We start from the raw sequence: 26,329 nt of genomic DNA on the forward strand, positions 1-26,329 counted from the left end.
TCACCATCCCAGGCGCATGCAGCTCAATCGTGCCGTTCGTCACCTTGATCTGCGCACCGGCTGCATTGACGAGCACATGCTGCTTCGCCTCTGCAGTCACGTTGCCCTGGGTGGACGCCACCGTCACAGCCTTCTCCGCCACCAAGTGGCTCTCGCCCTTGAGGCTGGAGAGTCCAACCTTGCCGCTGGCGGCATGCATGGCGATGCCCGGTGTCGAGTCGCCCGCCTGCCCAAGCGATTTGCCGTGCGCGTAGAGGCTCAATCCCTCGGCAACTGCGACTGACAGATTGCCGCCCGCGGCAACATTGGTGTCCTGCTTGGCAACCAGCGTGGCCTGGGTGCCCGCCACCAGCACCGCATCCACCGGCGTCGTGCTGACGATGCCCTTAGGCGCGGAGACCTGCAGATGCGGCTCGCTATAGGCAACCGCTTCGGCGCCTTCGCCGGCGTTCTCGGCATGGCGCAGCACTTCAGTGGTGTGGCGCAGTTGCTTGAGCGCGGGGAGCTCCTTAGCGGCAGGTTCGTCGGCCAAGCCGGCCTTCTGCTTCTGCGCTGCGTCGGCAAGCGATTCGGCGAGGTCGCTCACGGCCTCGATCTGGGTGGCGGCGGCTTCGCTGTCCTGCAGCGAGGCGCTGGTGCCGGCGCTGTGCGCGGTGAGTAGCAGGCCGGCGCCGGCGCGCACGCTGCCGCTGTCGTCGGTGGCCAGCGCGGCCCCGTGGCCGAGGTCTGCCTGCCGCGCGCTGTCGATCTGTTCCTTGTGATGGCCAAGCACGAGGCCCGTGGCCGCCTGCGTGGTGCTTAGCTGCGTGCGGCCCTGCCCTTCGGAATCATCAAAGACCAACTGGTTGTAGCCCGATGAGCCCGATTGGCTGCCGGCCAGCGCCTGTGTCTTGATGCCAGACAGCACGGCATTGTGGGCGTAGGCACCCTGGCTCTTGTTGCCACCGGCAAACCACGCTGGGGCATTGCCGGTGGCACCCGCGGCGCCTGCCTGGTTCTGGTTGTATTGCGCGTCGGTCTGGCCGCTGCCGTTATAGGCCGCACCCACCACGACGGGCCGATCGATGTCGCCTTGCAGGAATTCGACCAGCACTTCCTGGCCGACGCGCGGCAGCGCCACACCGCCCCAGTTCGGTCCGGCCACGGGCGCTGTCACGCGCACCCATGCGCCAAGGCCGGCGCTGGCACGCGCATTGTCGTCACCGGCCGGATGCGACTGGCGGCTGGCCGAGCGTGCGCCACGCTGCCAGTGGAATTGCACCTTGATTCGATGGTCCCGATCGGTATGCACGGGCCCTTCCGCCCCCACCACCAGCGCCGTCTGGCTGCCGTTGACGGTCGGGCGCGGGTGCAGCGCGCGGCCTTGCTCGTCGCTTTGCTGCGGGCGCACGGGCACGTTGTCGCGCACGACGGTGAAGTGGTTGCGATAAAACGGCGCGTCCTCGCCCGTGCCATGGTTGCTGCCAGCGGCCAACACATCGCCGCCGCGCAGCCCGCCCAACGTTTCGGTCAGGACCTGGCCGAAGCGGTCGTTGAAGTTGTTGCGCGCCTGGTGCGTCACGGCCAACACCGCAAAGCGCTGCTCGCCATCGTCATGATCGAAATGATCGAGCAACTGGAAGCGCGTGCCGGTCGCCAACGTGCGCGCAGTGCCTTCGCCATCGAACTGCTTGTCGCGCAGCTCAAGCGCTTCCATCATCAGGCGCGCGACGCGCTGCGCCTGGTTGTTGTCTTCAAACCAGTACTGACCGGGGTAGTCGGTGTCTTGCAGCGTCAGTTGCGGGCCGTCGTTGCCTTGCTGCTGCGCCCCAAGCTGGGCTGTGCGCTTGGCGTTGGAACGGTAGTCCCAACTGGCGATCGATACGGCATTGGTCTGCCAGCGGCGTGCGCCCTGCCAACGGTCAATCACGTCTTCGGTGGCGGTGGCATCTGCGCGGCCGAAACGGATGCTTGCCTGCGCGTTGTCGACGAACACGTCATTGGAATCGGCAATGACCATGCGGTGCACGCCCAGCGCGTCGCCATCCTTGGCTTCATGCTCGAAGAAGTAGAACAGTCCCTCTTCGGCCAACAGGCGCGTGACGAAATCGAAGTCGCTTTCGTCGTATTGCGTGATGACGCTGCGGCGCGTGTAGACCGAGCTGTCGCGCAAGGCCCAGCGCCATGCGGGCACCAGGCGGCCTTGGCCCTGGTAGTCGCCAAACAGGCTGTCGATCACCTCGATGACCGACATGTCCTGGAACAGGAAGCTGTCCTGCCGATGGCGCAGGAACGCGAGCCAGGGCTCGATCACCAGCCGATAGCGCACCAGGCCGCCGTTGGCCCCCACCTGCTCGAAGCGCGTCACGTGACCATGAAACGGCCGCAGCGCGCTTCGGCTTTGCTGCGTCAGCAAGTCGAGCCGCACCGGCTGGCCGAGCAACTTGGCCGAATCGATGTCAGCGTTGTCAGACAGCGCCGTGAGTTCCAGCCGAAAACCGCCTGCGTCGATGTGCTCGGCAACGTCTACCTGTTCAGGCAGCAGCGCGTTCGGCCCCAACGGCGTTTCCAGGCGCAGCAGCCGGTCGGCCTGCGAGAACGATGCACGTAGCAGGTTTGCCAACTCGGTCGGAGAGACCATGATGTGCTCCAGCGAAGCGACTTAATTGATGCGGTACTTGAACTCGCCGTTCTTGCCGACGCCGACCTTGATCTTCTCGACGCTGCCGCCCTCGGCCATGCGCGTCAGCACCGACTCTGCAATCTGCGGAAGCAGCGTGCCGTTGAGGATGTGATCAACCGCGCGGGCGCCGGCATCCACTTCAGTGCAGCGTGCGAGCACGGATTCAACCAACGCGTTGTCCCACTGGAACGTCGCCTTGTGGTTAATGGCCACGCGATCGCGGATGCGACCCAGCTTGAGCGTGATGATCTCGGCCAGCACGTCATCGGAAATCGGGTAATACGGCACCACCTTCATGCGCCCCAGGAATGCGGGCTTGAACGCCTTGTAGAGCGTCGGGCGCAGCTGCTCGGCCAGCGCATCGGTGTCGGGCAGTTCTTCGGCAGACTTGTTCAGGCAGGCCTGCATGATGGCCTGCGACCCGACGTTCGACGTGAGGATGATGATGGTGTTTCGGAAGTCGATGGGGCGGCCTTCCGCGTCGTCCATCTCTCCCTTGTCGAACACCTGGAAGAACATCTCCAGCACGTCAGGGTGAGCCTTCTCCACTTCATCCAGCAGCACGACGCTGTACGGGTTGCGACGCACGGCTTCGGTCAGCACGCCGCCTTCGCCATAACCGACATAACCCGGCGGCGAGCCCTTGAGGCCCGACACGCTGTGCGCTTCCTGGTACTCGCTCATGTTGATGGTGATGAGCTTGCGCTCGCCACCGTAGAGAATGTCCGCCAGCGCCAGCGCCGTTTCCGTCTTACCCACGCCCGACGGGCCCGCAAACAGGAATACGCCGCGCGGCTTGTTCGGGTCTTCCAGGTTGGCGGTGGCGGTGCGCACGCGCTGCGCGATTGCATCCAGCGCGTGGTCCTGCCCGATCACGCGGGCGGCCAGCAGCGGCTTGAGGTTCAGCACCGTGCGCAGTTCGTCCTTGACCATGCGGCCCAGCGGAATGCCCGTCCAGGCCGAGACGATTTCCGACACGACATGACCATCCACCTGCAGCGGCACCATGGGCGATTCGCCTTGCAGCGCGCGCAGTTCGGCGAGCAGCTTGGCCAGTTCGTCCGGTTCGTCCGCTTTGTCGGCAGCGCGCTTGCGCTTGGGGATCGACACCACGTCGCTGTTGGCGGCCACGGGCAGTGCGTCCTCCTCGCCGGCTTGCGCGGCATCGCTTTCGCGCGCCTCGCGCAGCGCCTGAATGCGTGCAACCAGCGCGCGCTCCTGCGCCAGACGTTCGGTGTTCTGTGCGACGCGTTGCTCCAGTTCCGTACGCTGCTCGTTCAGCGCCTTCAGGCGTGCGTCGTGCTCGGCGCCGGCGCTTTGCTCGCGCTCCAGGGCGTTGATTTCACCCTGCAGGCGTTCCAACGTTTTCTGGTCGTCTTCAATGGCACCGGGCGTGGCACTCTGGCCCAACGCCACCTTGGCGCAGGCGGTGTCCAACACGCTGACGGCCTTGTCCGGCAGTTGGCGGCCGCTGATATAGCGATGCGACAACCGCACCGCCTCGGTAATCGCCTCATCCAGCACGCGCACACCAAAGTGGCGCTCCATCAGCCCGGCCATGCCACGCAGCATGGCGGCGGCCAGCGGCTCGCTGGGCTCTTCCACCTTCACGACCTGGAAGCGGCGTGCCAGCGCGGCATCTTTTTCGAAGTACTTCTTGTATTCACTCCACGTGGTGGCCGCGATCGTGCGCAACTCACCGCGCGCGAGCGCGGGCTTGAGCAGGTTGGCCGCATCGTTCTGCCCGGCCTGCCCGCCGGCACCAATAATCGTGTGCGCTTCGTCAATGAACAGGATGATCGGCTTCGGGCTCTTCTTCACCTCGTCGATCACGTTCTTCAGTCGGTTCTCGAATTCGCCCTTGACGCTGGCGCCGGCCTGCAAGAGCCCCATGTCGAGCGTGCGCAGCGTCACGCCCTGCAGCGGCGGCGGCACGTCGTTGGCAGCGACGCGCAAGGCTAGACCCTCCACCACAGCGGTCTTCCCCACGCCGGCTTCCCCGGTGAGGATCGGGTTGTTCTGGCGGCGACGCATCAGGATGTCGATCACCTGGCGGATCTCGGCATCGCGGCCGATCACAGGGTCGATGCGGCCATCGCGCGCGGATTGGGTCAGGTCGACGGTGAATTGATCCAGCGCCGGTGTGGCCGTCAGGGCAGCAGCGGGCTTGCCGCCTTCGCCCTGTGTTGCGTCTGCGCCGTCGTCGGCAATATCCACGGCCTGCACTTGTTCATCCGAACCGGCAGTCAGTCGATCGAAATCGTGCTTGAGGCGGTCCGCCTGAATCTGCCCGAACAGGCGCGAGCCACGTTGCGCGAGCGCCGACAGGCTCGGCTCCGTCAACAGTGCCAGCAGCAGATGGCCGGAGCGAATGCGCGTGATTTGCGAATCGAGCGAGGCGATCAACCAACCGTGCTCGAACAGCTTTGGCAGGTACGGCGAGAACGCTGGCGTGCGCGTGTTGCCGGTTTGGAAGCGGCCGATCTCGGCTTCCAGGTCACGTTGCAGCGCGGCCAAGTCGATACCGCTGGCACGGGCAGCCACGGCGAAGTCACTGCGGCGGTTTTCCAGCAGCGCCAGGAACAGGTGTTCGAGATCGACCTCGTAGTTGCCGCGCGCCATGCACAGCGATGCGGCGCGCTCGGCGGCTTGCCGGCTCGTCGCGTTCAGCTTGGCGATCAGGGTTTTGAGTGGGATGGCCATGGCGGCAGCGCTCCGGAAGAATCGATGAATGTGTCGGTATCAATGCAGCGGCGCGAGCGTGTACTGCGCATCGCTGCGGTCCTGCTGCGCGGGGCGGGAGCACAGGAAAGTGTCCCAGCCCAGGCGGCCGTCGTTGCTGTTGTCCAGCGAGCTGCCGATCACGTCTTGGTGGCGCAGGATCAGCTTGATCTCAAACTCCAGCGTGGTGCCGCACAGGATGGTCAGCATCTTGCGCAGTGCCAGCGCGCCAGACGCACCCGGCAGGAAATTGCGGTACTGCGCGCGCTTGAGCGGCCCGACCCACAGGCGCACCCGCAAGTCGCGCTGCCATACCCGGGCGCCGGCCAACGCCGTGGCCCCCAGCAGGTTGTTGGTGCTGCCCAGCCGCGTGTACTGCGACGCCGGCACGCGATACCACCCGCCAACGAACTGCTCCACCCGTATGGGCGCCTGGAAGTAATCCGACAGCACGCGCTGCAGATACGCCGCAGACACCGGCCGATGCCGGATCGCCGTGGCATAACCGGCCAGCGCCTCGTCGAGGATCGGCCCCGGCGTGGTGGAAAGATCGCTGCGCAGCGTCTTGTCAGCCGCGCCCGCCAGCGACAGCAGCAGCGGCAGGTAATGCTTGTTGCTGTCGACTTCGTACTGGAACGGCAGGCGGTATTTTTTCCACGCCAGATAGAACAGCGCGGTCGCCCGGTTTGAAAAGATATCGAAGAACGAACGGGCTGCGCGGTCGCGCCACAGGCTTTCGCGCTCGGCCACGATTTCGGTGTAGCGCAGCGGCAAGGCACCTTGGCCGCCCAGCATGCCGAAGAACGTGGGCGTGATCGCCAGCGAATCGAGCGCGCCCTCTTCCAGCGCAGCGATGAACGCGGCATCGGTTTCGAGCATCTCGGCGGTAATGCCCTCGGCCTCGATGTGCTGCAATTCGCTGGGCGGAAACGAGAGCGAGAGCGTGTTGCGAAAGCTCAGACGCGTGGCCAGCGCCTGCTCGGGCGCCATGCCGCCTTCGCGCGCAAACAGCTGCTCCAGCAGGCGCACGGCCTGGAAGAATTGGTATCGGTGCGGCTGCTTGAGCAGCCGCCGGATCACACCAGGATCGATTCGCCGCTGCGGGGTGCGCATTTGACCAATTCCTTGCCACTGCGGCGCGAGACCGCAATCAGCTGCACAAAGCTGTTCATGTGGACGTACAGGCCGAAGAAGTGATCCAGCACGCGGATGAACCGGTGCATGCCGGTGCCCACAAAGGCGTCTTCATCCAGCGTGAGACGCACTTCCAGGCCGCGCACGAAGGTGGCGAACGGCTTGCCCGCCAGCCACTGCGTCGCCGGTTGGTAGTCCAGGGCAACGATGCCCTCGATCTGCCGTGCCGAGATCGCGTTGCGCGGCAGATCGTGCAGGCGCAGCATCTCTTTCAATGTCGGCAAACCGTTCTGCACGAGCGACAGATGGTTCAGCGCCAGCAGCGAGATCAAACGCCACTGCGCCGCGCGGCCGCCACCAAACCGCATGGAAGGCGTCGGCTTGCGCAGGAAGGTGATATTGCGGGCAATGGAGCTGCCTTCCATCGACAGATCGCCATCGGGCTGCCCGAACGCCAGCGTCGAAGGCAGGTCGCGGTTCGTGCAGGTGACGGTCAGGCTCAGCGTGTCGGTCTGCGGGCTGGTCGGATCGAAGTGCGTATCGACGATGGAGATCTCGGTTTCGAACCCCGGGCTGCGCTGCGCGATCAGCTCGTTGCGGCGTGCCAGCCAGTAATGGCCCGCGCGGCCGGGCTCTTCACCGTGATGCAGGGAATAGAACGGCCGGAACTCCGTGACCTTCTCGTGCGCCGTGGTTTCGCGCACCAGCTGCACGTTATCGATGGAGTAGATGTCAAAGCCGTGCGCGCGCCGACTATCGGCCACCACCGGATAGGCACTGGCCGTATGTTCAATGCGGATCGGGTCGGCCTTCTGCTGGAACAGATTGACCACGGGCGTGCAATGCAGGCGCAGGTGCTCAGGTTGCAGGTTTTCAAGCAAGCGCGCAGCGTGCGAATCGCTGCGCAAGTCTTTCAGCACCAGATGCAGCGTCAGACGGCGCACCGGCACGCCCGGCGTCATGCCGCGTCGCAATGCAGCTAGGTCGATGTCGAAGAAGTTGAATTTCTCGGCAAAGCTGAAGTGCTCGGTCAGCAGCCGATAGGCCGGGTGCGAGCGTGCCGGGCAATCGATCAGGGATTCGTCTTCGGTAAAACCGACTTCGTGCAGGGGCACGGAAATCAGGCGCTTCCAGACGCCTGCGCGTTCGGCTTCCACATAGCCGGCCGCGGTATGCAGGAACAGCGCGTCACCCAGCGCGGCCACGAAAGACGGTTCGCCGTCCATGTAGACGCGCAGCTTGTCCATCGACAGCGATTCAAAACCGCCGCGCTCGCCCACGTATTCCAGCGTGATCGCAATGGAGCCCGTCGCGCCCTTGGGCAGTTGCACAGCGGCCGGCGCAGACACCGCGCGCTCGAACGTTGCACCGGCAACACGCACCGGCGCGAACGTGACGTCGTATGCAGTGCGGAAACGGCATTCGACCTTGCGCACCACGCGTGTGGTGAGAAACGTGCCGCGTGCGATCGTGACCGGCGCGCTCAGTTGCGCAGCCACGCCGCGCACATCGAAATGCGCCACCGAGCACGATGGAAAGGGCCGCAGGTAGTGCGGATACAGCACCTCCAGCAGCGCCTCGGTAAATTCGGGGTAGTCATCGTCAAGCTTCTTGCTGACACGTGCGGTCAGGAAGGCGAACGATTCGATCATCCGCTCGACATGCGGATCGTCGCAGCCGTCGCCAGACATGGCGAGGCGGCCGGCGATCTTCGGATACCGCTCGGCGAAGTCGCGCGAGTACCGGCGCAGGAAGGCCAGTTCTCGTTCGTAATAAGGCAGCAGCTCTTCCATTCTTCGTGGCGGTCCGGTGGCGGTCCTGCGGGTGCTTCAGCGTGTTGCGGGTGGTGCCGTATGCAGGGTCGTGCAATCTCAGCCGCGTCCGCGCGACACGGAATACCGCAGCGTCGAGGGTTGCAGCATGGCGTCAAAACTCACGGGCTCGCGAGCGGGCCCCACCAGCAGCACCGCGCTGATCCCAAAGCACAAGGCATTGGTCGCGCGCTCATTGATCTCCAGCGACACATTCACATGCTGCAGACGCGGCTCGTGCCGCTCGATCGCCTTGGTAAGCGACTGACAGATGTAGTTGCGGTCGTAGAAACTGGCCAGGCTCAGGCCGGAAAAATCGTTCAGGCCATACGTGAGCAACGACCGCTTGCATTCCGGCAAGCCGTGCAAGTCCTCCTCTTCCAACACGATGCGCGTGTTGAGCAAGGATTCAATATCGCGTGCCACGGTGCTCTTGAGTTCTTCAAGTGAGAGCTGGCGCAATGCCGTGGGCATGGGCGCGTGCGGCTCGTCGTCGAAGAGCTTGTCGAGCAGGCTGGGTTCGAAGCCTTTCATATGCTGCTAGAAAACAAGATGCCGCAGCACGGCGGCTGCGGCTCTTGTCATCAGGAGAACACCAAACGTTAAACCGAGTAGGTCTTGTCGTTCTTGGTGAGGCTCCAGGCGCCTTGCGAGTTGCCGCCTTGGCCGCCGGCGCTCTTCTGCTGCGTGTACTTCCACTGCACAGCGGCGTAGCGCAGGCTGAAGGTGTCGGTCGGAATGCCTTGAGCGACCACTTGCGAATCGACTTCGCTCAGGATGGCGTTCTTCAGCTTGACTTCGAGGTACTTCACGCGGTTGCCTTCGCCGTCTGCGCGGAAGAACTCGATGGTCACTTCGCCGAAGGTCGTGCCGCCCGAAGCGTGCTGGTACAGCAGCGGGCTGACGACGTCCAGATCCTTCGTGAAGACCATGTCGCGGTGCTCGCAACGCTCAGCCGTGTGGCCGCCGGCGGTCGAAGCCGTGGCCGAACGCGGTTGGCTGATTGCTTGCGACCAGCTGTTGATTTCGATCCAGTCCTTGTGATCCTTGTCTTGCGACTCCCCCTTGATGGCCGGGCTATCGAACTTGACGTAGATATCCTTCATACAGAGACCCTCTTCAATAGATTGGTTGTTGGTACTGCAACGGGTAACGAGCGTAACGGGTGGTTATGCCCGAACATTCCCCCCCGGGGAGAGTCCGGTCAGGAATTACGAGTTGGCCGACTTGGGCAGATCCGCCACCAGGCGCAGCGAGATCGACAGTTCATCCAACTGGAAGTGCGGCCGCAGGAACGCCACGGAGCGGTACGTGCCCGGCTTGCCCGGCACTTCCGCCACCTGGATCGACGCCTCGCGCAGCGGGAATTGCGCCTTCTGTTCTTGCGTGGCGTTGTCGTCCAGCAGCACGTACTGCGAAATCCAGCGGTTCAGGAACGTCTCAACGTTCTTGGCCGAGGCAAAGCTGCCGATCTTGTCGCGCATCATCGCCTTCAGGTAATGCGCCACGCGCGATACCGAGAAGATGTATTGCAGCTGCGCGGACAGGACAGCATTGGCGTTTGCACTGTCGGAGTCATACTTCTTGGCCTTCTGCGCCGACTGTGCGGCGAAGAACGCGGCGTAGTCCGTGTTCTTGCAATGCACGAGCGGAATGAAGCCGAGGTCGCTCAGTTCCTTCTCGCGGCGGTCGGTAATGGCGATCTCGGTCGGGCACTTGAGTGCGATTTCGCCGTCGTCCGTCTTGAAGGTGTGTGTCGGCAGGTCTTCGACCAGGCCGCCACCTTCCACACCGCGGATGGCAGCGCACCAGCCGAAGTCGTCAAACGCTGCCGTCAGGCGGGCGCCGAACGCCCAAGCGGCGTTGCACCACAGGTACTTGCTGTGATCGGTGCCATCCACGTCTTCAACAAAGTTGAAGCTCTCGACCACGGTGCCGTCCTTCGGGTTGTACGGCAGACGGCCCAGGAAACGCGGCAAGGTCAGCCCCACGTAGCGCGAATCTTCCGAATCGCGGAACGACTTCCACTTGGCGTATTCAACCGTGTCGAACACCTTGGCCAGGTCGCGCGGCTTGCCTAGGTCGGCAAACGATTCCAGGCCGAGCAACTCAGGTGACGACGACGCAATGAACGGCGCATGCGAAGCCGCTGCGACGTGCGCCATCTGCTCGATGAAGTACATGTCTTCGGGCTGACGCGTGACTTCATAGTCGCCAATCAGCGCGCCAAACGGCGCACCGCCAAAGGTGCCGAATTCTTCTTCGTAGACCTTCTTGAACAACGCGCTCTGGTCAAACTCGATCGCGGTCTTGAAGTCTTTCGTCAGATCGCGCTTGGTCGCGTTGAGCGCCTTGATCTTGATCGTCTGGCCGGTACTCGTTTCCTTGACCAGATAGTTCAGGCCGCGCCAGGTGGATTCCAGCTTCTGGAATTCCGGCGCATGCATGATTGCGCTCAGTTGCTGCGAGATCAGGCGGTCCAGCTCGGCCACACGTGCATCGAGCGTGGCAGACAGGTTGTCGGACACCACCACGGTGCCGCTCAGCACCTGGCTTGCGAGCTCGCCGATGATGTCTTTCGCGCGTTCACGCTCGGAGTCGGACTTGGCGACGCGGCTTTGCTCGACGATGCTGTCCAGCAGGCTCACCTCTTCCGCAACCGAGGCGCCCTGCGCAGCGGATTGGTTCTCAAGCATCCTCGCCCCCGTTTTGCTTGGCGCCCAGCTTCTTTGCGTTTTCGGTGTTCTTCAACACTTCCGACAGCAGGTCTTCCAGCTTGTCGTTACCGGCCATCTTGTTGCGCAGGTCAGCCAGCTTGGAGCGGGCTTCGAGCAACTTGCGCAGCGGCTCCACTTGCTCAACCACGGCTTCGGGGCTGAAGTCTTCCAGCGAGCGGAACTTCAGGTCGACGCCAAAGCGGCCGCCGTCTTCCGTCAGCGTGTTCGGCACCTGGAACGCCGCGCGCGGCTCCACGCCCTTCATCACTTCGTCGAAGTTGTCGCGGTCGATGTTGACGAACTTGCGATCGCGCAGCTTGGGTTGCTGCACTTCGGATTGGCCCGACAGGTCAGCCACCACGCCCACCACGAATGGCAGCTCCTTCGTCTCGATTGCGTCGCCGATTTCGACGTCATACGTCAGTTGTACACGCGGCGGACGCACCTTTTGCAGACGCTTCTGTACGCTTTCTTTCTTGGCCATCACGTTCCTCCAGGAATGCGAACCAGCGCTGCGCTTAACGCAGTGCGCCGAACGGGTCTGCGCTGCCGCTGGCAGCACCGGTAGCAGCTGCAGGCGCAGCAGTGGTGCCGTGCTCAACAGCGTGAGCCGGGCGGCGAACAACGCGGGTCGGGCGGCGCACAGGTTGCTTGACAACCGGTTGTTCGCCCGGGAACAGGACCTGCTCACCCAGCGTGTCGCGCAGCATCTTGGCAAGCACTTGCGCGTCGGTCTTGACGTCGCCGGCCAGCGCGCTGTCGGCACGCAGCTCTTGCAGCGAACGGCGCGCCACGCGCAGGCCGCTCACAGCCAGGATGCTCTTGGCTTGGCGATCAGCGTTGTCACGCTGCAGGGCTTCCTCTGCGGCCAGGATGGCCTGCGGGTACTTCTCTGCGCCGAACTGGATCTGCGCGATGCGCACCCACGGCTCGTCACGGGTCGGGTTCTGCTTGGCGATCTGCTGGTACAGATCAATTGCCTTGTCCTGCTGGCCGCCCTTGGCCGCAGCTTCCGCCTCCGACATGCTCTGGCCGAAGGCCTCGTCGGTTTGGGGCCCGGGGTTGGTAGTCGCGCAACCCGCAAAGAGAGCGGTGGCAGCAGCCAGCACGATGAAGGAACGGAGAACGGAGGTAGACGAGAATTTGGCCACGGCGAGACTCTTCAAAGTTTCAAAGCGGTGTGTCGATACCCAATCAAATTCGCCGGAATTGGCGAGTTAAATGTTGGTCTCGACTGGCGCGAAATAGTACACTCCGCTCGTTGCCGTTGACAACCAAAAACGGATTATTAAGGAACCGAAACATCCTTTGTATTCAACGCCTTAGAGCCGCGCCGGGCAACGATCTCCGATTATTAAGAAACGGAAACATTCTTCGGTTTTCCTTTATTAAGAAATCGAAACAATTCACCGGATTCCTTTAGCGGAACAGGCGCGACAGCAGTCAAACAAAGAGAATTAAGTAATTCAGAAATCAGGCATGAAGATGATGAAATTCGATGCTGCTTGGGGGCAAGCGGCAAGGCAGCTGGGCTGCGGCAGCCTTCTGAAGCACTCTCTGAAGCACCGTCTCGCAGGGGCGCTCAAGCTGATGCTGGTGAGCGCCAGCGTGGCCGCATTAGCCGCCTGCTCCACCGGTGCGAGCGTGCTGGCTGGTGCGGCCAACGGCGCCCTGGAAGCGATGGGGCTCAAATCGTCGAACCTGCCCGACGCGCAGAAGCCCCCGCGCGAAGTGCCGCTCAAGATGACTGCCGGCAACAATCTGAACGCAGCCAACGACCGCCGCCCGGTAGCGTTGGTGGTGCGCCTGTATTCACTGAAAGACCCGACCAGCTTCCTGCAGGCGCCGTATGACACGTTCATCGACCCGGCGCGTGAGAAGCAAACGCTGGGCGCGGATCTGGTCAATGTGCGGGAAATGACGCTGATCCCGGGTCAGCGCTACGACTTCACCGAGAAGGTCTCGCGCGAGGCCACCACGCTGGGCATCGTGGCGCTGTTCCGCAGCCCTGCAGCACAGCGCTGGAAATTTGCTTTCAACACCGAGAAGAACGAGAAGTCGGGCATCGTGATCGGGCTGCACGCCTGCGCCATGACGGTCACGTCCGGCACGCTGACCACCCCCGCCGGCGCCACGCCGCTGACTGATGTCAACCTGCTCTCCCCCGCGGTTTGCGGTAGCTGAACAACAAGGGCCAACGTGAGTTACTCCGCAAAGATTCTCTGGGGCGAAGGGCTGTTCCTGCGTCCGCAGCATTTCCAGCGTCAGGACGCGTATCACGAGTCGCGCCTGCACGCGACCGCGCAAGTCATCCAGCCATACGGATGGGGCATCCGCCATGCGCGCTTCGATACCGATGCGCTGGCCAGCGGCGTGCTGCGCGTGATTGAGCTGTCGCTGTTCTTTCCCGATGGCGAGCTGTATTTCGCTCCGCAGGCCGATGCGCTTCCGCCTCCGCTGGTGCTGGATGCCATTCCCGCCGGCGTGTCGGAGCTGACGTTCCATATCGCGCTGTATCCGTTGCAAGACAACGGCGGCAACTACCGCGAGCAGATCGAAGGCGCATCGGTATCGCGCTTTGTCGGCACGGAAGAGGAAACGGCAGACCTGTATACCGAGGCCGAGCCTGCTGCCATCACGTATCTAAAGAAGTCGGTCAAGCTGATTGCCGAGACGGAACCGCGCGAGCAGTTCATCTCGCTGCCCGTGGTGCGCGTGCGGCGCACCGGCACCGGCGGCTTTGAACTGGACGAAAACTTTGTCGCGCCCAGCATGGCGATCAACGCCTCGGCCGTGCTGTATCAACGCCTGCGCCGGCTGCTTGACGCGCTGCAGGCCAAGGTCAACGCGCTGTACGGTTTTCACCGCGAGCCGACCAAAAACATCATTGAATTCCGCTCCGGCGACATTGCATCGTTCTGGCTGCTGCATACGGCCAATGCCGCCTTCGCGGCGCTGTCGCATCTGTATCACCACCCCGACCTGCACCCTGAGCGCCTGTTCCAGGAAATGCTGCGCCTGGCCGGCGCGCTGATGACGTTCACCAAGAGCTACACGCTGGCCGACCTGCCTGCCTACGACCACGACAATCCGGGCCCGGTGTTTGCCAAGCTCGACACGATCGTGCGCGAGCTGCTCGATACCGTCATCTCCACGCGCTACTTCGCGATCGCTCTGGAAGAGACGCGCCCTTCGTTCCACCTCGGCCGCATCGACTCCGGCAAGATCGACGACCAGACCAGCTTCTATCTGTCGGTGTCGGCAGACATGCCCGCAGCCGAGCTGGTGGAAGCCATTCCGGCGCGCTTCAAGGTCGGTGCACCCGACGACGTGGAAAAGCTCGTGTTGTCGTCCATGCCCGGCGTGCCACTCACGTATACGCCACAAGTGCCGCCCGCCATTCCGGTGCGCCCGGGCGCGTGCTACTTCGCCGTTGAAGCACGGGGCATGCTGTACGAACGCATGCTGCAAGCGCAGACCCTCACTATCTATGCCCCGGCCGGTATCCGGGAACTCAAACTTGAACTGATCGCGGTGACTTCATGAGCGCTACCTCCACCCCTTCGCTGTTTGGCGGTTCGGCACCGGCAACCGCTGCGGCGGATGCACGTGAATCCAACACACACGCGCGCACGCTGCTTGATTTGCTGTATGACGGCTTCTTCATGCTGTTCCAGTTGCGCAACGCCCAGCAGCCGGCCAGCGCGGAAGAGTTCCTGAATCGCGTACGCGCCTTCCTTGACGATTTCGACCGTGGCGCCAAGCGCCTCAACGTGTCGGCAGAAGACGTGTTCGACGCCAAGTACGCGTTTTGCGCGGCCGTGGACGAAACCATCCTGTCGTCCAACTTTGCGATCCGCCCGGCCTGGGAGCGCCGCCCGCTGCAGCTCGTGCTGTTTGGCGAGCAACTCGCCGGCGAGACCTTCTTCGTCAAGCTTGAAGAGCTGCGTGCGCACGGCGCGCCCCGCCTGCAGGCGCTGGAGGTGTTCCACATGTGCCTGCTGCTGGGCTTCCGCGGCAAGTACATCCTCGAAGGGCCGGAGAAACTGGCTTACCTGACCGCACGCCTGGGCGACGAGATTTCCGCCATCAAGGGCAAGCGCGCCGCGTTTGCACCGCACTGGCCGCTGCCCGACAAGGTCGCGCACATGCTCAAGCGTGAAACGCCGCTGTGGATTTTTGGCGCCGTGTTTGCGCTGATCGGGCTGCTGGGCTTCCTCGGGCTGTCGCACACGCTGAGCACCAAGACCAACGAAACGCTGGAAGGCTATTCGCAGGTCATCAAGCTCGGGCCGCGCTTCTCGCACCTGACGATTTCGCTGCCGTGATGGCCACGATGGGCCGCGTGCCCATCCTCCTGCTGAACCGCAACACGAACCCCAGCGCGACGCTGTTCCGATGAAGCCTTTGTCCAACCTGCCGGCCGCCGTGCCACAAGCCGTCCTGGGCGCGCTGCTCGGGCAGCAGACCCGCCAGATCACGCTTGAGACGGCGCTCGCTTCCGACAACCTGGTCGTGGAGCGCTTTACCGCCACCGAAGCGGTGTCGGCCTCGTTCGTCCTGCATATCGATTGCCTGAGCCCGTCGGCGCATCTGGACACGGCCAAGCTGGCCTCGCAGGAAGTCACGCTGCGCCTGGTGCAAGCCGACGGCAAGCGACGCGCCTGGCACGGTTACGTAGCGGATTGCGCATCGCTAGGCGGTGATGGCGGCCTCGCGCGCTATCGCCTGCGCGTCGTGCCGTGGCTGGATCGGCTGCGCACGCGCAGCGATTGCTTTGTCTACCAGGACAAGACCGCGCTGGAGATCATCGAAGAGGTTTTCAGCGAATATCCCACCGCGCATTACAAGATCGCGGCCACGCAGCCGTGCGCCAAGCGCTCGATCTGCTGCCAATACCGCGAAACCGACTACGCCTTCGTGATGCGCCTGCTGGCCGAGGAAGGCCTGTCGTTCCGCATTGAACACGAGCAAAGCGACGACAAGCAGCAGCAAGGCAGCGCCCAGTCGCGCCACACCGTCGTCATCTTCGACAACGATGCGCAACGGCCCACCTGTCCGCAGCCGGAGATCCGCTTCCATCGCGTTGACGCCACCGAAAGCGACGACGCGATCGAGCGCCTGTCAAACGCGCACAGCGTGGGCACCAACGCGGTGACGCTCGCCTCATGGGACTACAAGGCATTGGCCGCCACCAGCGCCCAAGCCAGCGCAAGCGACCCCGGCGGCGAACTGCCCACGCTGGAACGCTTTGAAGCCTCGGGCTCGTATCAATATTCGAATGCGCAAGAGGCCAGCCGCGCCGCGCAGTTGCGCATGCAGGCACACGAAGGCGCATACCTGCGCTACGAGGGGCAAGGCAGCGTGCGCCAATTGGGCGCTGGCCAACGCTTTACGCTCACGCAGCATTTCGACAGCAAGCACAGCGAGTTCGTCACGCTCCAGGTCGAACACGAAGCCGCCAACAACCTCGGCGCCGACATTGCAAGGCTGCTCGCCACCACCGAGATCGAATCGGGCAGCTACCGCAATCGTTTCGTCGCTGTGCCGGCCGAGGCGCCTATCGTGCCGCCCTACCGCCGTCGCCCGACCGCGCCCGAGGGCCAGGCCGCCGTGGTCATCGCCGACGATGGCGCGCCGCTCACCACCGACCGCGACCATCGCGTGCGCGTGCGCTTTCCGTGGCTACGCACACCGGAGGTCAATGCCTTTGCCGACCCGTCCAGCAGCGACCGCGCGCAGGTCACCGCCTGGGTGCGCGTGGCCAGCGCCAGCGCGGGCCCGAACTGGGGCGGCAATCACCTGCCGCGCGCCGGCACGCAAGTGCTGCTGACCTTCATCGACGGCGACATCGATCGTCCGATGATCGCCATGCAGCTGCACAACACGCAAGACGCCCTGCCCTGGGCACCTGCCGATGCGCCGCTTGGGCAGGTACTGTCCGGCTGGCACTCGCAGGGCCTTGGCGGCGACGGCTACAACCAGTGGGTCGTCGACGATCACCCCGGCCAATTGCGCACGCGCCTGGCCAGCTCCACCGCCAACAGCCAGCTGAACCTCGGCTATGTCACCTCGCACGGCGCCACGGGCGGAGACCGCGGCACCTGGCGTGGCACTGGCGCGGAGCTACGCACCGATGCCTGGGCCGTGGTGCGCGCGGGTGCGGGCCTGCTGCTCTCGACCACCGCACGAGCGCAAGCCGCCAGCACACTGCTCGACGCCCACGAAGCGCGAGGGCAACTCACCGCCGCGCAGAAAACTGCACAGCGCTTGTCGGACGCAGCCTCCAGCCAGCAAGCGCTGCCGCTGGCCGCCAACGAAGCCTTCGAGCCGATCGACAAAGCACTCGACCCCGCGCAGGACGGTAAGTACCCCAGCAACGTCAACGGGCAGGATTCTCAGCAGCCCGTCGACAAATTCGGTCAGCCGCTGCTGGTGACCGAATCGCCATCGAGCATTGCGCTCACCTCGCAAGCCACGACCACCGTCTACGCGGGGCGCCATCTGCACGGCACCGCGCAGGCTGACTGGCACCTCGCAGCGGGCAATGTCATCGCCGCGGCGGCGGCCAAGGGCGTGAGCCTGTTTGCCCAGCGCAACGGCATCCGCGTGACTGCCGAAGGCGGGCCGGTGTCGATCCAGGCGCATACCGATGCGTTGGCGGTGCTGGCAGACAAGGCCGTCACCGTTACCTCGTCGGCCGATTCGGTCGAGATCCTCGCGCAGCAGAACGTCGTGCTGCATGGTGGGGATTCGTTGATCCGGCTGGAAGGGAATGCGGTGACGTTTGAGACGTCGGGGCTGCTGTCGGTTAAGGGGGCCGGGCATCCGTTTGAGGGGCCTGGGGGGCAGGCGGCGGCGTTGCCGGCGTTGCCGATCTCCGCTAACGCGCCAAACTGGATTGAGATGAGCCTGCTCGGCTATGAAGGCCTGCCGATGAAGAACATTGAGTACGAGTTGGCGTTCACCGATGGCACCAAGCGCAGCGGCAAACTGAACGGAGCAGCAGAGCAACGGGAAGAAGCTGTTCCTTGGGGAGAGGCCATCCTGACTTACAAGAACAACCCTGCTGCGAAGGACGTTCCTCGTCCCACTCTTGATGACTTGCTTGCCACCACCGAGCCTCTGATCAAGGAAGAGGAAGCGAAGTTTCAACAAGACCAAACGAATACCACTGTATGAGCACGCAGCAGCAAACCGAAGAGGCCTGGGGCATCGTTCACGGCCAAGCGAAGCCCGAAGACAAAGGCGTCGGATTGTGGCTCTGGGAAGCTATTCAGGGCGATTTTCAGGAAGACCGCTCCGCCGGCCAGATTGCGGCCGACGTGGTGATCTCGTTGATCCCCATCGTCGATACGATCTGTGACGTCCGTGATCTTTGCGCCAACATCCGTGCGTACAGGAAAGACCCCGGCAACAAACTCATTCTGTTCTTCATCGCGTTGACCATCATTGGTTTCTTTCCAGAAATCGGCTCGGTGGTCAAGGGCGTGGTCAAGATCGCCTTCGTGTACATCCGGAAATACCTCCGACGTGCAGAAGACTTGCTCGACGCAACCAAGCTTGGACGAGCAACAAACCTCGCCCTGGACGCCGCATTGCCGAAGATCGCAGAGTTTCTCAGCAACTCGAAGGTCGTCAAGTGGGCAACCAAGGAAGGTGTGCCCGACATCTTCAAATTCTGTTCAAAGAAGATCACGGAGCTGGCGGAAAAGGTCAATGGCTCGAGGCTTCGTACACAGTTTCTGGAAGCCGCCGACAAGATTGAGACGCTTCTCGGCCGCTTGAAACTGATCGTGCCGGCATCGACGCGCGAGAAACTGAATGACTTTCTGGACTTCCTGCGCAAGAACAAGCAGGACATGGCGTCGAAGCTTGAGCAGTACACAGCGCCGATTCGCACAATCCTGAATGTGACGGCAAAGCGGTTGGATGACCATGCATGGATTGCGTATACGCGCACGCACAACAAGGGTTGGATTGCGCCGATGAGTGAGCAGGGGGCAGCGCAGTTGATGAACAGGCATCCGCCTAAGTGGGTGCGGCTGGGGAATGACCTGCCTCATCCTGCGCCCACACCTCAGCAAGCAGACACGGCGGCTAGTGCACTAAACAAGCTAGTTGCGCAACGCGCTGCCAAAGGTAAGCCAGCACCACCTGAAATTAGTGCGGATCTCGTGAAGACCTTCGAACACAACAAGATTCGAGTCGAGGAAATCGCTGGCCCCGCAAAACTCTATCGCATCGTGGATCCGACCAACGCAGCAGGCGGAGTCTTTTGGGTTGACGAAAAGACCTTCCACAGCTTGAAGAGCCGCGCAGAATGGCGAGAGAAGCTGGCCGTCAAACCGGAATGGAATCAGAACGGCCAATATGTAGTCTATGAAATCCCTGCTGGAGAAACGCTAGCTGTTTGGAAAGGCCCTGCAGCCTCACAAAAGCTTGCTGGTACTCCGTATCATCTGACTGGCGGCACCGACCAAATCGCGTTCTATCCCACACCGGACAAACTCGTGGCAGCGCGGCCGCGCATCGACCCGAAAACGGGCCAAGCCATACCTGGCCGTAAACCCGGCGAGTTCGATAGTCGCGTGGAGTGGGAAGACGTCACGGGAAGAAAGGTTTCAACAGTGCTACGTGACAAAGCGACCGATCCTCACGTAAAAGGCCCCTACGAAACGGGCTGGGGCTTCGCGGATTGGAATCAACAAGAAGCAAAAAGCATCATCGTTTCCTTACCCGACGATATTCAATGAGCTCGACAAACCTGAAGCCTTATAACGTATTGCGCAACTTCGATCAGGATGCGTGGTTTCTCTATCAAACCACGTCGATCCCGTACTACGAAGTGTGTGCACGTCTGTGCGAAGAGTTTGCAGAGTTGCACAATCTTTTCATTACTGGACAGGGGCTGCACGGTGCAGCTCGCCTCGATTACTGGGTGTCGCGCTATCTCACCCATGCTGAGAACATCCGGCGTGGTATCGGCTTCGTCAAGAACGGGGGAGACTACATGCCCATGATCGATATCCTCGATACGCCTTCCACAGACTATCGCGGGATAATCGAACAACCTCTCGGCTGGATGAGCGATGAAGAGCGTAAGCGTTGGGACAGCAAATTTTCACAGCTTAGCTACGTTTGCGGCACGGGCAGCGCTGTTTTGCGGAACAACTTAACAAAAGGCATTCACTGGTTAAACCGCCACTCCATCGGGCAGGATCGAATTTATCTTGACCGGGATGACGGCGATCCCGGTGACACGGCTGGAGCGATTCAACGTTTCGAAGAATACGGAATCATTTCGCCACCTAACCCGTATCCGAAGCACGTTATCGATTTTGGTGAGCAAGTCCACCCGGGTGACCGCTGTCCTCGTACCGGCGTATGGGTTCCACGACAATGGTTAGACGGCGCAACTGACTTCAGCCTTGCATTCTGCGTCGAGGGCCACCCCATGCAGCCCGCCTATCGAATAAAGGGATTGGAATTGAATAACCCTTTCTCTGGATACGACGAGGAGATGGCTGCAGAATATGAAGCCATGGCGATGGGGTCACCTGTAACGGAAGCAGTGGACACGACTTGGCACTTCGTATCCCAACCGGTTGCTCAACCTATGTCGCTGTCCTATCTGCATCTGCGTTGTGAAGCAGGCAACCCCTGCCCAAAGAGCGGCTACTGGATAACGCCAGCCAAATCAGGCTCCCGCCGGTTCTTCTCGCAAGGAACCCTGATGCCGGAGGTTGTATCGGACTACGGTTCGACGATCTGGCAGTGGGATAGCGATCAATCCGATCCGAAGCTGTAGGTTCAGAGGATTCGACTCGTCGCGCGCCCCTTTGCGCTAAACGCATAGGCTGGATCCGCCCCCTGGGCTTGAGCGGAGGCCCGAGAATGGTCAATTGACTCGCCGCATTCTTTCAAGCTACGCCGCAATAAGAGCAAAACCTCAGGTAAAAGGCCCCTTTGAAACGGGCTGGGGCTTCGCAGACTGGAATCAACAAGAAGCAAAAGGAATCATTGTTTCCTTACCCGACGATATCCAATGCGTGCAGCAAACTTGAGGCCATACGACGTACCGCGCAACCTTGACCAAGATGCGTGGTTTCTCTATCAAACCACGTCGATCGAGTACTACGAACTGTGCGCCCGCCTCTGCGAAGAATTCGCCGAGCTGTACAACAACCTCATTACCGGACATGGGATTCATGGCGCCGCTCGCCTCGACTACTGGGTATCTCGCTACCTGACGCATGCCGAGAACATCCGACGTGGTATCGGCTTTATCAAGAACGGCGGCGACTACATGCCGATGATTGATTTTCTGAGGGCTCCCTCAGCAGACTACCGCGGGCTCGTCGAACAACCTCTGGGATGGATGAATGAGGAGCAGCGCAAGAAATGGGATCACGCCTTCCGCCGTCTAAGTTATGCCTGCGGCACGGGAAGCGAAACGTTACGCAATAACGAAGCAGGCGGGAGGCTTTGGCTAAACCGCGGCTCCGTTGGAAGCAATCAAATCTATCTCGATCGGGACGACAGCCACGTAGGCGACTCTGCCGACGCGATTAAATTTGCGCAAGGGTACGGGATCATGTCACCCCCAAGTCCATATCCAAAGCACCCCATTGACGCCGGTGTACACGGAAGCTCCGGCACCCCCTGCCCCCGCACGGGCGTATGGGTACCCAAACAATGGTTAGATGGTGCCAACGACTTTAGCCTCGCATTCTGCGTCCAGGGGCACCCCATGCAACCCGCATATCAGGTTTATTGGGGCAAACCGCTCGACGTTTGGGCGGATTTCCCGATGCCCGATGACGACGATGTGGAGGAGCGGTCTATTACGCTGACAGAAACGAAAGCGGTGGATACAACTTGGTACTTCGTATCACAACCCGTTGCCCGAGCCGTGCCCTCGAGCACGTTGCATCTGCGCTGTGAAGCAGGGCACGCGTGTCCGCAGAGCGGCTATTGGATAACGCCAGCCAAATCAGGGTCTCGCCGTTTCTTCTCGCAGGGGACCCCAATGTCGGAGGTTGTATCGGACTACGGTTCGTCAATCTGGCAGTGGGATAGCGATCAATCCGATCCAATGCTGTAACACTCAGCAAAAAAGCTGGTTGTAGACCCCGCCAGCAATCCGTACAGACACCCCAGCCGCAGAAACAAACACCATGGGCCTACTGAAAAAACTATTCGGCCGAAACGCCAACACCCGGGTCGCCACCCCGCCCCCACAGCCGAAAGACGACACGTCGCCTGACATCGCCCCAGAACTCGCGCCCGCCCTGGAGGCCTACCAGCAAGGCCGGCACGAAACTGCCATCGCAGCCGCAGCGCCCTACGCAGATCGCCACGCCGACGCCAACCGCCTATGCGCACTCGCCTATTCGGACATGCGCCGTTATCCCGAGGCGTTTCCTTATTGGCTTGCGCTGTTCGAGCAAGAGCCCAGCGCGCACAACGCACTTCAGTTGGCGACCTCCTTGGTCATGTGCGGCGAATTGAAGCGCGGCGAAGCGTGGTTGATGAAGTTCGACGAGGTCAATGAGCAGACGCACGAAATGTCCAGCGTCACGGCTCGCACGCAGTTCATCTCGTCGCTCACGCAGAGCGGGCACATGGCCGAAGCATTGCCGTATCTGGTTTGGTTGCGCGATGTCTATGCGCATGTCCACATCACGGATTCGCACTTCCTTTACATGCGTGGCATCCCGTTTTTCCCCAGCTTCCTGGAAAACAGCTTGCCCATTCTCAAGGCGAGCCTACCGATCGAGGCCATTGCTCAATGGTATGGAGTGCTGTCGGGGCAGTTGGATGAGGACGGCGAGGCGCAGCTTGGGCAGTGGATGCAATCGTTGAGTGTCACCGCCGCGGATTGAGTTTTTCCCGGCAGTTGATGCATAGGAACGCAAGGGTGAATCAGACGGAATGAAGTTGATAGCCGCCGAGCGAAGCGCACGCATGCACAGATGCATCTCGCAACGATGGGCAATGCTCTGCGTGGCGGTGGCTATCGTTGGCTGCATGCGAACCGAGCCGCCGATCAACACCAGCGTTGCCGAGTTCTCGCAATACGTCCGTCTGAGCACGCTACCTACCGCATCCCGGTTCGAGCTCGCCACGCTGCCGGAGAACAACACCGGCATTGGCGTACCGGGCCCAACCGACTATGTGGCGTTGATCGCCGCGATCAAGTTGCCCGCTTCGGGTGCCTCGCTTATAACAAGCCAACCCCGCTTTGCTGAATCGACTCCGGTTCCCGAAGCGTTCCGGCGCGCATGGCTGTCGGCGCCGGAGAAAGACGCCTTGCGACGCGCATCTATTCAGGGCAGCGTGGCGTACAACATCCGCGCGCTGGCGACTCATCCGACCAAGCGCGCACTCGCCATCCCGGTCAGTGCCGAAGAGTGGGTTCTGTACCTCGAATATGTCGCGCCTTAGTCGCTACAGGCAATAGACGCGCGCCTGTCACTCCCCGCCACCCGGCGCCAGCACCTCCCGCTGCCCATTGCGCCCCATCGGCGACACCAGCCCAGCCGCTTCCATCTGCTCAATCAACCGAGCTGCGCGGTTGTAACCAATGCGCAGTTGCCGCTGCACCGAAGAAATCGAAGCGCGGCGCGTGTTGAGCACAAACGCAGCCGCTTCGTCGTAGAGCGGATCGGCTTCTGCATCGCCGCTTTCGCCACCGAACAGATCACCGCTTGCGGCAGCTTCGGCCGGATCGCCGGCGAGGATGGCCTCGTCGTATTCGGGTTCGCCAAACTGTTTCCAGTGTTCAACCACGCGGTGCACTTCTTCGTCGGCAACGAACGCGCCGTGCACGCGCTGCGGATAGCCGGTGCCCGGTGGCAAGAACAGCATGTCGCCCTGTCCAAGCAGGGATTCGGCGCCCATCTGATCGAGAATCGTGCGCGAATCGATCTTGGATGACACCTGGAAGGCCACACGTGTGGGAATGTTCGCCTTGATGAGGCCGGTGATGACGTCCACCGACGGCCGCTGCGTCGCCAGAATCAGGTGGATGCCGGCGGCACGGGCCTTCTGTGCGAGGCGCGCGATCAGTTCTTCGATCTTCTTGCCGGCCACCATCATCAGGTCGGCCAGCTCGTCGATGACGACCACGATCAGCGGCAGCGTCGAGAGCGGCTCGGGCGCATCAGGCGTAAGCGAGAACGGGTTCGGCACCTTGCGGCCGGCCTGTTCCGCGGCCCGGATTTTCTGGTTGCAGCCCGCCAGGTTGCGCACGCCCAGCGCCGACATCAGGCGGTAGCGTTTTTCCATTTCGCCCACGCACCAGTTGAGCGCGTGCGCGGCCTGCTTCATGTCCGTCACGACCGGCGCCAGCAGGTGTGGAATGCCCTCGTACACCGAGAGTTCCAGCATCTTCGGGTCGATCATGATCATGCGCACGTCGTCGGGCGTGGCCTTATACAGCATCGACAGGATCATCGCGTTGACGGCCACCGACTTGCCCGAGCCGGTCGTGCCGGCCACCAGCAGGTGCGGTGCGCGTGCGAGATCGGTCACCACCGGGTTGCCGGTGATGTCCTTGCCCATGGCCAGCACGAGGTGCGATGCGTGCGCCTGGAAATCCGCCGCGTTCACGACTTCCGACAAGCGGATCATTTCGCGCTTGGCGTTGGGCAGTTCCAGGCCCATGCACGTTTTGCCGGGGATGGTCTCGACCACGCGGATGGACGTCACGCCGAGCGCGCGCGCTAAGTCTTTCATCAGCCCGACGACCTGCGCGCCGCGCACGCCAATCGCCGGGTCGACCTCGAAACGCGTGATGACCGGGCCGGCCGAGGCGCCAACGACCGTCACCGGTACCTTGAACTCCGCCAAGCGCTGGGCGATCAGGTTGCTGGTCTCTTCCAGATGTTCGGCGGAGACCGCTTCCGCGCTGGTTGATGCGGCGGTCAGCAATGCGGCGCCCGGCAAGCGGTAATCGACGATGCGCGGTGCGGCAGGCGCCGGAACAGGCGCAAGAGCGGGCGCCGGCGCGGGTACGGCGGCGATGGCTGGTGCCGCGCGTGACACCACCTCCCCCACCACGGCCGGCAAGACGATGCGCGGCTTGGGCGTCGGCAATGCAGGCGCGGCTTCCGGCTGCGCGGTCGGCTCGATGGACGGCGTGGCGGGCAGCACTTCCACCTCGGGCAATGCTTCGACAATCGGAGCAGCGTCAGCTTCGACTAGCGGCTCGGCAACCTCCGGCTCAGGCATCGTCACTACGGCGGGCGCCATCAGCCCGCGCAGTTCAGCCAGGAGCGCCTCAGCCTCCTGGCGTACCGCGTCCAGATCCACGGTCTGAGTTTCTGCAACGGCAGCCTGCGCTTCCACCAACTCCTGCACCGCGGGCTCAGCCAGAACAACCGGCTCGCTTGCTGGCATGGCCTGCGCCGCAGATGCCGCTGGCGCAGGTGCTGAGGCCTGCAGACCCAGTTGCGGTTGATGGAACGGGCTGCTGACGATCGTGGCGCGCGGTTTGGGGCGTGCTGGAGGCGCCTTCGGCGGAATGGGCGCTGCGACAGGCGGCGCCGTCTTCGCGCTTGCGGGCGCGTCTGCCGGCGCGCCCTTCTTTGCATCGATCAGCGGCCAGATTTCGCCTGGCTGCGGCGGCGAGGGGCGCGTTCGCGGGGGTGGCTGCCACGCGGGCTGGCGCCGCGCAGAAACAGCTTCGATGCCACGGTGACGCACGGCCGGCTGCGTGTGGCCGGTATTACCGCTCCAGCGCGTCTCCCCTGCCCCGCCGAGACCAAGCGCGGTCGGTTTCAAGCCATCGTCAAGGGGTTCGTCGTGGCGGGTGTCTGGCTCGGCAGGCGTCTCGGCATCAGCCGTGCGGCGGCGGTTGAACACCTGTCCCCACGATCGTCCGAACACCATGGGCGCGACCCAGATCAGCACGCCGAGCATCAGGAGGAACGCCCCTGTCCAGCCCAGCATGTGCGAGAACAGCGACGACACTGCGCGCCCGGCAGCACCTCCCGCCTTATCCTGCGGATCGGCGCCAGAGGTCAGCGCTTCAAGCGCGGCGCTAGCGCTCAGCGCGACGAGCGTCACCAGCCAGAGCCGCACGGTGCCCCGACCTTTGAGGAAGTCCCGCTCCCCCGCCAGCGCGCGCGTTACATACCGCCACACCAGCGGCAGCAGCCACACGGTGGAAATCCCAAACCAGCCAAGCACCATTTCAAACGCCATCGACAAATGCCAGGCCGCGATTGTAGCGGGGCGCGCCACCGCCATGAGATTCGCCCGACCGAAAAACACCC

The 26,329-nt window shown here is 62.7% G+C and carries 19 protein-coding genes; 9 read left to right on the forward strand and 10 right to left on the reverse strand.

Features of this window, described 5'->3' with window-relative positions:
* The 9 genes from ACCD03_RS19360 to ACCD03_RS19400 form a co-directional block, all read right to left on the reverse strand.
* A partial coding sequence (locus ACCD03_RS19360) for a type VI secretion system Vgr family protein (protein ID WP_413412591.1) occupies nucleotides 1-2,620 on the reverse strand: 2,620 nt, incomplete at its 3' end.
* 21 nt (nucleotides 2,621-2,641) lie between these two features.
* Nucleotides 2,642-5,365 (reverse strand): type VI secretion system ATPase TssH, encoded by a 2,724-nt coding sequence (gene tssH, locus ACCD03_RS19365; protein ID WP_413412592.1) that lies wholly within the window; start codon nucleotides 5,363-5,365, stop codon nucleotides 2,642-2,644.
* 39 nt (nucleotides 5,366-5,404) lie between these two features.
* On the reverse strand, nucleotides 5,405-6,496 hold the full coding sequence (tssG, locus tag ACCD03_RS19370) for a type VI secretion system baseplate subunit TssG (RefSeq protein ID WP_413412593.1): 1,092 nt from the start codon (nucleotides 6,494-6,496) through the stop codon (nucleotides 5,405-5,407).
* Nucleotides 6,460-8,310, reverse strand: coding sequence for a type VI secretion system baseplate subunit TssF (tssF, locus tag ACCD03_RS19375; RefSeq protein ID WP_045203975.1), 1,851 nt, complete (start codon nucleotides 8,308-8,310; stop codon nucleotides 6,460-6,462). The genes tssG and tssF overlap by 37 nt, the downstream gene beginning before the upstream one ends.
* A gap of 78 nt (nucleotides 8,311-8,388) precedes the next feature.
* On the reverse strand, nucleotides 8,389-8,862 hold the full coding sequence (gene tssE, locus ACCD03_RS19380; protein WP_009241814.1) for a type VI secretion system baseplate subunit TssE: 474 nt from the start codon (nucleotides 8,860-8,862) through the stop codon (nucleotides 8,389-8,391).
* A gap of 68 nt (nucleotides 8,863-8,930) precedes the next feature.
* Complete coding sequence (locus ACCD03_RS19385) at nucleotides 8,931-9,434, reverse strand: Hcp family type VI secretion system effector (RefSeq protein ID WP_009241815.1); 504 nt, start codon at nucleotides 9,432-9,434, stop codon at nucleotides 8,931-8,933.
* A gap of 105 nt (nucleotides 9,435-9,539) precedes the next feature.
* Entirely contained in the window at nucleotides 9,540-11,024 is a 1,485-nt protein-coding gene (tssC, locus tag ACCD03_RS19390; RefSeq protein ID WP_024978980.1) for a type VI secretion system contractile sheath large subunit, read from the reverse strand.
* Nucleotides 11,017-11,529, reverse strand: a complete 513-nt coding sequence (gene tssB, locus ACCD03_RS19395; RefSeq protein WP_009241817.1) for a type VI secretion system contractile sheath small subunit — start codon at nucleotides 11,527-11,529, stop codon at nucleotides 11,017-11,019. Before tssB ends, tssC begins: the two co-directional genes overlap by 8 nt.
* A 34-nt stretch (nucleotides 11,530-11,563) precedes the next feature.
* Nucleotides 11,564-12,196 (reverse strand): hypothetical protein, encoded by a 633-nt coding sequence (locus ACCD03_RS19400; RefSeq protein WP_413412594.1) that lies wholly within the window; start codon nucleotides 12,194-12,196, stop codon nucleotides 11,564-11,566.
* A 328-nt stretch (nucleotides 12,197-12,524) separates the two neighbouring features.
* Between ACCD03_RS19400 and tssJ the strand changes: the two genes are divergently transcribed.
* The 9 genes from tssJ (at nucleotide 12,525) to ACCD03_RS19445 (ending at nucleotide 23,495) form a co-directional block, all read left to right on the forward strand.
* Complete coding sequence (gene tssJ, locus ACCD03_RS19405) at nucleotides 12,525-13,229, forward strand: type VI secretion system lipoprotein TssJ (RefSeq protein ID WP_413412595.1); 705 nt, start codon at nucleotides 12,525-12,527, stop codon at nucleotides 13,227-13,229.
* 15 nt (nucleotides 13,230-13,244) lie between these two features.
* Nucleotides 13,245-14,591, forward strand: coding sequence for a type VI secretion system baseplate subunit TssK (gene tssK / locus ACCD03_RS19410; protein ID WP_045203976.1), 1,347 nt, complete (start codon nucleotides 13,245-13,247; stop codon nucleotides 14,589-14,591).
* Nucleotides 14,588-15,373, forward strand: a complete 786-nt coding sequence (icmH, locus tag ACCD03_RS19415) for a type IVB secretion system protein IcmH/DotU (RefSeq protein ID WP_045203977.1) — start codon at nucleotides 14,588-14,590, stop codon at nucleotides 15,371-15,373. Before tssK ends, icmH begins: the two co-directional genes overlap by 4 nt.
* Before the next feature lie 70 nt (nucleotides 15,374-15,443).
* Entirely contained in the window at nucleotides 15,444-18,227 is a 2,784-nt protein-coding gene (locus ACCD03_RS19420; protein WP_413412596.1) for a type VI secretion system Vgr family protein, read from the forward strand.
* A complete protein-coding gene (locus ACCD03_RS19425; RefSeq protein WP_413412597.1) occupies nucleotides 18,224-19,801 on the forward strand; it encodes a hypothetical protein in 1,578 nt (525 codons plus the stop codon). The genes ACCD03_RS19420 and ACCD03_RS19425 overlap by 4 nt, the downstream gene beginning before the upstream one ends.
* Nucleotides 19,798-20,856 (forward strand): hypothetical protein, encoded by a 1,059-nt coding sequence (locus ACCD03_RS19430; protein ID WP_413412598.1) that lies wholly within the window; start codon nucleotides 19,798-19,800, stop codon nucleotides 20,854-20,856. The genes ACCD03_RS19425 and ACCD03_RS19430 overlap by 4 nt, the downstream gene beginning before the upstream one ends.
* Before the next feature lie 237 nt (nucleotides 20,857-21,093).
* Complete coding sequence (locus tag ACCD03_RS19435; RefSeq protein ID WP_413412599.1) at nucleotides 21,094-22,152, forward strand: hypothetical protein; 1,059 nt, start codon at nucleotides 21,094-21,096, stop codon at nucleotides 22,150-22,152.
* A gap of 73 nt (nucleotides 22,153-22,225) precedes the next feature.
* On the forward strand, nucleotides 22,226-22,933 hold the full coding sequence (locus tag ACCD03_RS19440; RefSeq protein WP_413412600.1) for a hypothetical protein: 708 nt from the start codon (nucleotides 22,226-22,228) through the stop codon (nucleotides 22,931-22,933).
* Nucleotides 22,934-23,078: 145 nt separating this feature from the next.
* Nucleotides 23,079-23,495 (forward strand): hypothetical protein, encoded by a 417-nt coding sequence (locus ACCD03_RS19445; protein WP_156158376.1) that lies wholly within the window; start codon nucleotides 23,079-23,081, stop codon nucleotides 23,493-23,495.
* A 27-nt stretch (nucleotides 23,496-23,522) separates the two neighbouring features.
* Here ACCD03_RS19445 and ACCD03_RS19450 read toward each other — a convergent pair whose 3' ends face one another.
* Nucleotides 23,523-26,258: a DNA translocase FtsK 4TM domain-containing protein gene (locus ACCD03_RS19450; RefSeq protein ID WP_413412601.1), complete on the reverse strand. Its 2,736-nt coding sequence runs from the start codon at nucleotides 26,256-26,258 to the stop codon at nucleotides 23,523-23,525.
* Nucleotides 26,259-26,329: the final 71 nt, after the last annotated feature.

The sequence above is a fragment of the Ralstonia sp. Ralssp135 genome, from assembly GCF_047304345.1.
Lineage (GTDB): Bacteria > Pseudomonadota > Gammaproteobacteria > Burkholderiales > Burkholderiaceae > Ralstonia > Ralstonia chuxiongensis.

Bases quoted from the DNA above. Each gene is read 5' to 3' on its own strand.
- tssH (WP_413412592.1), bottom strand. From the start codon at position 5,365: ATGGCCATCCCACTCAAAACCCTGATCGCCAAGCTGAACGCGACGAGC.
- tssG (WP_413412593.1), bottom strand. From the start codon at position 6,496: ATGCGCACCCCGCAGCGGCGAATCGATCCTGGTGTGATCCGGCGGCTG.
- tssF (WP_045203975.1), bottom strand. From the start codon at position 8,310: ATGGAAGAGCTGCTGCCTTATTACGAACGAGAACTGGCCTTCCTGCGC.
- tssE (WP_009241814.1), bottom strand. From the start codon at position 8,862: ATGAAAGGCTTCGAACCCAGCCTGCTCGACAAGCTCTTCGACGACGAG.
- ACCD03_RS19385 (WP_009241815.1), bottom strand. From the start codon at position 9,434: ATGAAGGATATCTACGTCAAGTTCGATAGCCCGGCCATCAAGGGGGAG.
- tssC (WP_024978980.1), bottom strand. From the start codon at position 11,024: ATGCTTGAGAACCAATCCGCTGCGCAGGGCGCCTCGGTTGCGGAAGAG.
- tssB (WP_009241817.1), bottom strand. From the start codon at position 11,529: ATGGCCAAGAAAGAAAGCGTACAGAAGCGTCTGCAAAAGGTGCGTCCG.
- tssJ (WP_413412595.1), top strand. From the start codon at position 12,525: ATGAAGATGATGAAATTCGATGCTGCTTGGGGGCAAGCGGCAAGGCAG.
- icmH (WP_045203977.1), top strand. From the start codon at position 14,588: ATGAGCGCTACCTCCACCCCTTCGCTGTTTGGCGGTTCGGCACCGGCA.
- ACCD03_RS19420 (WP_413412596.1), top strand. From the start codon at position 15,444: ATGAAGCCTTTGTCCAACCTGCCGGCCGCCGTGCCACAAGCCGTCCTG.
- ACCD03_RS19425 (WP_413412597.1), top strand. From the start codon at position 18,224: ATGAGCACGCAGCAGCAAACCGAAGAGGCCTGGGGCATCGTTCACGGC.
- ACCD03_RS19430 (WP_413412598.1), top strand. From the start codon at position 19,798: ATGAGCTCGACAAACCTGAAGCCTTATAACGTATTGCGCAACTTCGAT.
- ACCD03_RS19435 (WP_413412599.1), top strand. From the start codon at position 21,094: ATGCGTGCAGCAAACTTGAGGCCATACGACGTACCGCGCAACCTTGAC.
- ACCD03_RS19440 (WP_413412600.1), top strand. From the start codon at position 22,226: ATGGGCCTACTGAAAAAACTATTCGGCCGAAACGCCAACACCCGGGTC.
- ACCD03_RS19445 (WP_156158376.1), top strand. From the start codon at position 23,079: ATGCGAACCGAGCCGCCGATCAACACCAGCGTTGCCGAGTTCTCGCAA.
- ACCD03_RS19450 (WP_413412601.1), bottom strand. From the start codon at position 26,258: ATGGCGTTTGAAATGGTGCTTGGCTGGTTTGGGATTTCCACCGTGTGG.